This is a genomic window from Vibrio sp. 2134-1, assembly GCF_033339495.1.
On the sequence record NZ_JAWOUS010000051.1, the window covers coordinates 1 to 6,272 of the forward strand.

The window sequence follows — 6,272 nt, forward strand, 5'->3', positions numbered from 1 at the left end:
CGCCGGGGGTCGCGGGTTCGAGTCCCGTCCACTCCGCCACTTATATTAAGCCTCAGTCGAAAGACTGAGGCTTTTTTTGTTTTGGTTCGCCGACTTACCTTAAACCCACTTTCATATTGAAACCTTGCATCGAGAGGCCGGCTTCCCTCTGGCGATGCTTTCTAAGCCCTGTTATGAGGGAAGTGGAACGCAGTTTTGTGTGGTTTCTGCAGTCTCGAGCGCTAGTTTTGAGCCCCTGCGCTTAACTTACCAAAGCTTCCTTTATTATTACCTGGAAATTTATTCACTAGGTTATGTTATTTTCGGGGGAGATTTCTCTGCTTTAGATGTTTTGATTTAGCCATAGGCGCTTATTAATATAAACTCAGCGCATTTAAAACTTTCCAAACATGGATTTTGTTTTGTCGATCTATTTAAGCCAGTGTCTTAAAGTATATTCGCTACTTCTTCCCTCTAACCCTCTCCAACCTTCAAAGCCACCACTACGTACGTATAACGTGAGCGGTATAGGTGCTTTCATAGCTGTGTTTGCTGAGTAAGTCGTTCACCTAGCACATTGACTGAGGAAAGGTCTTCTTTCAGTGGATCTTCGTCTAAGTCACGATAGTTTTAATAATTATCTGGTACTTTTTATTCTAAAGGTGTACGCTTCGCATCGAATGTTTTTTCGACAGTAAATCATGTTATATCTCTTGTTTAAAAGCTTTGTAAGAAGGCTGAACTCCGTGCAAAAAACGCGATGAAGTGTTGCTCGGAGTCTTAAATTAATCTTCATCAGGTGTTTTATGTGTGGGTAGCTTCGCTGAAGTTATACGCAGGCGTCTGTACACCTGATAAAAGAGAAGAGATGGCCGGTGATATTTCATCATCGGCCTTTTTGTATCTGTTAAGCAGCTACAAAGCATTATCCAGTATTGAAATAAGGGCCGGTATTGATCATCGGCCCTTTTTATTTGGTTAAAAGCATGAGTATTTTACAAGTTAAAAATTTGTCTTATCAGATCGCTGATAAGAGTTTATATAACAACGCGACATTTCGAATTAACGTGGGAGAGAAAGTAGGTATCACCGGAGCGAATGGTGTTGGAAAAAGCACCTTATTGAAACTGCTTTTCGGTGAATTATCTGCAGATAAGGGCTGCATTGACTGGTTACCAAACCTTGAGGTGGGGTATTTAGAACAACATTTTAAGATCGATAATGTGCTGACAGTTCATGAGTGTTTAAAGGGCTCTTTTGAGAGTTTATACGCTGCAGAGCAAAAGCTTTGGACTTTGTATCATGCGATGACCGAGTCTCACTCTACATCTCTTTTAAGCCAAGTCGCTCGGCTACAGGCATATTTAGAAGATGAAAACTTCTATGCAATTAATACCAAAATTGAACAAGTTGCTGTAGGTCTTGGCATTTATCAATTTGGCTTAGATACACCGCTTGTCTCGCTAAGTGGCGGTCAAAGACACAAAGTCCTTTTAGGCAGGTTGTTACTTCGCAACCCCGATGTGTTAATTCTTGATGAGCCGACAAACTATCTTGATGCTCCGCACATTGAATGGCTAGTCACGTTTCTCAATGATTACATTGGCACAGTTTTACTGGTTTCTCATGATGTTGATTTCCTTAATCAAGTAGCGACCAGTATTTGTGATATTGATTATCAAACGGTTCGAAAATACAGCGGCACTTATGTCAAAGCAATGCAGCAAAAGCATCACGATGGTGCTTTGATAGAAAAGCAATATAAGGCTCAGCAAAATGAAATTCGAAAGTTAGAGCAATTTATTGCCAAAAATGGCGCTGGAGTTAACGCGAGTCTTGCTAAAGGGCGTAAGAAAAAACTGGATAAAATCGAACGTATTCAACTGAATCATGTAGAGAAAGTATCGACGTTTGACTTTGCTTACCAGCCCATTGAGCAACCGAATGTGGTTGAGGCAAAAGCGTTGATGATCGGTTATCAGCAGCCTCTGCTTCCAGTATTTGATATCACGTTAGCGCGCGGGGAAAAGTTGGTTGTTGCTGGCTTTAACGGCGTGGGTAAGTCGACCTTACTTAAAACCCTGATGGGGAAGATCGAGCCACTCTCTGGTGAGGTGGTATTGGCAAAAGGTGCAATGATTGGTTATTTTTCTCAAGATTTGTCTTGGCGCCATCCTCAGAACACGCCTGAACAGGAGCTGTGCTCTTGTGCGCCAACAATCTCAAGCAAAGAGTCACGCAAGCTATTAGCTCGCTTTGGGATCACGGGGGATAAGACGCAGCGCCACTTAGATACATTGAGCGGTGGTGAGCAAACTCGGGTGAAACTGTGTTGTTTATCGGCTCAGAAATGCAATGTTTTGCTGTTGGACGAACCAACAACACATTTGGATAGCAGCAGCAAAAATGCGCTTAAAGAGGCTCTCCAGCGCTTTTCCGGTAGCGTGATTGTGGTATCTCATGAGAAGGCATTTTTGCAATCTTGGCCTGATAGAGTTTTAGATATTTCGTTGCTCACTTGTGCTGAATCGAAAACAGAACAGGAGGTGGAGCTATGATGCAGTCCATGATCCTATTTCTCGTTGCTTTTCTTGTTGGTGCTGATGAGTTGATGCTTGGATCTATTCTTGAACCCATCGGAAATGATTTAAGTGTTCAACCGAGTCAGGTGACCTTATTTATTACGGCATATAGTTTAGCCATAGCAATTTGCGCTCCTTACTTGGGCCGTTTATCAGACCGAGTTGGGCGTATTCGTATCATGGTGCCTGCTTGCTTTGTATTTGGGGTTGCGTCTATTACGACGGGCATAGTTCATGATTTTGAACTTGCTATTGCAACTCGTGTGATCACTGGTATTGCAAGTGCAGGCATGTTACCAATTGCATTCGCGTTAGTGGGAGACGCGAAGGGTAATAGAGCGATGCGTCAAATTGTGATGGTTCAGGCGGGATTAACGCTAGGTATGATAACTAGCCCGGCGATCGGAGCATTGTTGACCCAGCTTTTATCATGGCGTGCCGCTTTTATTATTTTGGGCGTGGCGGCTCTTTTTGTCGGTGCCATGAGCGTAGTGTCCATGAACAACAAGCATAATGAGTCCAAGAAGTCAGATACTCTGCCACCTATCACAGACGTCATTCATCTTCCAGGCGCGTTGAGGGCGATTCTAGCGATGTGTTTAGGCCTAGGGGGAGGTATTGGTGTATTTAACCTGATAGGCCTTCATATTCGAGATACCAGCGAGTTGGCGCTCGGTTGGGTGGGCGCTATTTATGCTGCTCTAGGGATCGTGAGTGTGGTTGGAAATATGTGCGTGGGGAGAGCTTGCCGTTGGCTTGGTAGCTCTCGAGCTGTTATGCGAGTGGCTTTAATGGTGTGCATACCTTGCAGTGCATGGGTGTTCTCAAGTGAGATGAGTGCGGTGACCGCTTATCTTCCAGCTCTAGTGCTCTGGTCTCTTGCTGGAGGGGTTGGTTCTCCGGCATTACAAGCACATATCGCAAGCTTATCTGATGAATATCGAGGTGTGTTAATGTCTTTTGGAATGAGTATGATGCACTTTGGTGTCGCGATTTGGTCTGCCTTGGCGGGCTTCGCGTATTCTGTAGGCAATGAATGGGTCGCTTTCGTGGCTTTGCTATTGTTTGGCTCAGCAGTAGTTATCTTAAAGCCAGTTGGTAATACTGAACAAAGTGAGCGTTATTCGTAGTGTTTTAGTAGATAAAGAAAAGCCGTTACCTAAAAAGGTAACGGCTTGTTCCAAATACTTTTTGAAAAACGGTCTTAGTTCATGCCGTATTTCTTAAGTTTCTTGCGAAGAGTACCGCGGTTGATACCCATCATAGTTGCTGCGCGAGTTTGGTTACCGCGAGTGTACTGCATGATAGTATCTAGTAGTGGCTGTTCAACTTCAGCTAGAACTAATTCGTATAGTTCTGTTACTTCCTGGCCGTTTAGTTGAGCAAGGTAGTTTTTAAGAGACGCTTTAACAGAGTCACGTAAAGGCTTCTGAGTAATCTGGTCTTGTGACGTTACTGTAGTTACTGTTAATGCTTCTGAAGTCAGATTTTGTTCGAACATATTCGGTCTAGCTCTTCTCTTAATTATGATGCAACGTTATCAAAATAACCTTCTAACGCCTCAATTTGCAGCGGAGCTGCGTCGATAGCGTTGAAGGTACGGCGAAACTCACTTGCCTGTTCATGCTCTTTCAGGTACCACCCAACGTGCTTGCGCGCGATACGTGGACCTAAGAACTCCCCATAAAACTCATGCAGAGCATTTACATGACCAAGCATAATGGTTTTCACTTCCTCAGTTGGAAGTTCCTCCATTGTGGTGCCGTTTTCCAAATAGTGATGGATTTCCTGGAAAATCCAAGGACGACCCTGGGCAGGGCGTCCAATCATTAAAGCGTCCGCACCGGTGTACTCCAGTACAAATTTGGCTTTCTCCGGGCTATCGATATCACCGTTCGCGATAACCGGAATTGAAATCGCCTCTTTTACCGCTTTAATGCTGTCATATTCGGCCTCACCTTTGTACATACATGCTTTCGTTCTGCCATGCAGAGCAAGAGCTTGTATGCCGCAGTTTTCGGCTAATTTAGCGATCTGGACACAGTTCTTGTTGTCTGTATCCCAGCCAGTTCGAGTCTTTAACGTTACAGGAACGTCCACTGCATTCACGACCGCTTTCAAAATCTCTTCGATAATGTTTGGGTATTGAAGCAGAGCAGAGCCCGCTAGCTTCTTATTCACTTTTTTTGCCGGGCAGCCCATGTTGATGTCGATGATTTGTGCACCGTTCTCAACACTGAATTGAGCTGCGTCCGCCATAAGCTGTGGATCGGAACCCGCAATCTGTACAGAGCGAATGCCCGATTCGCCCTCGTGTACCATGCGCTGTTTCGACTTTGACGTTCCCCATAGTTTTGGGTTAGCAGACATCATTTCACTGACGGCCATTCCCGCACCATAGCGAAGACACAACTCGCGAAACGGTCTATCCGTTACACCAGCCATAGGGGCTACGATTAGATTGTTCTTAAGTTGATAGTTTCCGATTTTCAAAACGTCATCACAGTTCTGTACCAGCAAGGGCGCGCATTTTACGCATTTTTTCACTGCGTGAAAAGACTAATATTTGAGCATTTACAAATTGTTTTTGTAAATTGTATGAATTTCAAACAATTAGCTCTGAAAACCTTGTCTAGCCTTGCTTACGACCAGAGATGCGACACCATTCACTTTGCTCAACAATCGGGTCAATGTGAAGCTCGTCACGGTAATAGTTCGCAACATCTTCAGCTTGAGTGTCTAATACGCCGGACATAGCGAGGTCGCCATTTGGCTTAACTAGCCCTTTGATGATAGGTGCAAGTTCACGTAAAGGTCCTGCAAGGATGTTGGCCACAACGACGTCAGCGACGAGACCTTCAGGTTGATTTTGCGGTAAGTAAACTTCTAGTTTGTCTACAACGCCATTACGCTCAGCATTGTCTTTTGAAGCAAGCAGGGCTTGAGGATCAATGTCGATCCCTATCACTTTTTCAGCGCCCAGTTTGATCGCTGCGATCGCTAGAATACCTGAGCCACAACCGAAGTCGATAACGGTCTTACCGCTTAAGTCCATGCTTTCTAGCCACTCAAGACAAAGTGCTGTTGTAGGGTGAGTACCCGTACCGAATGCAAGGCCTGGATCCAACATAACATTAACAGCGTCAGGATCTGGAATGTCGCGCCAGCTTGGACAAATCCATAGGCGTTCACCAAATTTCATTGGGTGGAAGTTTTCCATCCATTCGCGTTCCCAGTCTTTATCTTCAAGCTGTTCTACTTTGTAAGCAAAATTGTCAGCCAGCATATTGCTCGCTTTAATTTGGTCGATGATGAAGTTAGTGTCTGCTTCTGCATCATACAGTGCCAGAATATCAGTATCGCCCCATAAGCGAGTTTCGCCAGGTAGAGGTTCGAATACAGGTGTATCCTGCGCGTCTAAGAATGTAACAGACAGCGCGCCAGTCTCTTCCATTAGCATATCGCCGATTTGCTCAGCGTTTTCATTGGTCGCGTTGAGTTTGATTTGAATCCAAGGCATTGGTTTTTGCTCTTAAAGTGAATGAAGTGGCGCAGAGTTTACCAGAACTCTACGATTTGTTTGAGTATATACCCAAATAAGCCAATTTATATGTTGAGCCGTTCGCGTACATATAAAGTAAATTACCACCTTCTAAAGAAGGTGGCTTTGTGTGAGCCCCCTAAAAGGGGGCCTTTGTTTAGTCCAGCGCC

Annotated in this window: 5 protein-coding genes; 2 read left to right on the forward strand and 3 right to left on the reverse strand. The window is 44.5% G+C overall.

Going from position 1 to position 6,272, the window contains the following annotated elements:
- Window positions 1–965 precede the first annotated feature (965 nt).
- Both R7R78_RS23495 and R7R78_RS23500 read left to right on the forward strand, forming a co-directional pair.
- The gene (locus R7R78_RS23495; protein WP_225474317.1) at window positions 966–2,537 is read left to right on the forward strand and encodes an ABC-F family ATP-binding cassette domain-containing protein; all 1,572 of its coding nucleotides are present in this window, start codon (window positions 966–968) and stop codon (window positions 2,535–2,537) included.
- Window positions 2,534–3,691 (forward strand): MFS transporter, encoded by a 1,158-nt coding sequence (locus tag R7R78_RS23500; RefSeq protein ID WP_225474318.1) that lies wholly within the window; start codon window positions 2,534–2,536, stop codon window positions 3,689–3,691. Before R7R78_RS23495 ends, R7R78_RS23500 begins: the two co-directional genes overlap by 4 nt.
- A 74-nt stretch (window positions 3,692–3,765) precedes the next feature.
- Here R7R78_RS23500 and fis read toward each other — a convergent pair whose 3' ends face one another.
- The 3 genes from fis to prmA form a co-directional block, all read right to left on the reverse strand.
- Window positions 3,766–4,062: a DNA-binding transcriptional regulator Fis gene (gene fis / locus R7R78_RS23505; protein WP_000462885.1), complete on the reverse strand. Its 297-nt coding sequence runs from the start codon at window positions 4,060–4,062 to the stop codon at window positions 3,766–3,768.
- A gap of 23 nt (window positions 4,063–4,085) precedes the next feature.
- Window positions 4,086–5,054 carry a tRNA dihydrouridine synthase DusB gene (dusB, locus tag R7R78_RS23510; RefSeq protein WP_005382505.1) on the reverse strand — a complete coding sequence of 323 codons (969 nt, stop codon included), beginning with the start codon at window positions 5,052–5,054 and terminating at the stop codon, window positions 4,086–4,088.
- Window positions 5,055–5,193: 139 nt separating this feature from the next.
- On the reverse strand, window positions 5,194–6,081 hold the full coding sequence (prmA, locus tag R7R78_RS23515; RefSeq protein WP_138940498.1) for a 50S ribosomal protein L11 methyltransferase: 888 nt from the start codon (window positions 6,079–6,081) through the stop codon (window positions 5,194–5,196).
- Between the last annotated feature and the right edge of the window lie 191 nt (window positions 6,082–6,272).

What these genes read in the sequence shown, in the direction of transcription:
- R7R78_RS23495 (WP_225474317.1), top strand. Translation starts at nt 966, where the DNA reads ATGAGTATTTTACAAGTTAAAAATTTGTCTTATCAGATCGCTGATAAG.
- R7R78_RS23500 (WP_225474318.1), top strand. Translation starts at nt 2,534, where the DNA reads ATGATGCAGTCCATGATCCTATTTCTCGTTGCTTTTCTTGTTGGTGCT.
- fis (WP_000462885.1), bottom strand. Translation starts at nt 4,062, where the DNA reads ATGTTCGAACAAAATCTGACTTCAGAAGCATTAACAGTAACTACAGTA.
- prmA (WP_138940498.1), bottom strand. Translation starts at nt 6,081, where the DNA reads ATGCCTTGGATTCAAATCAAACTCAACGCGACCAATGAAAACGCTGAG.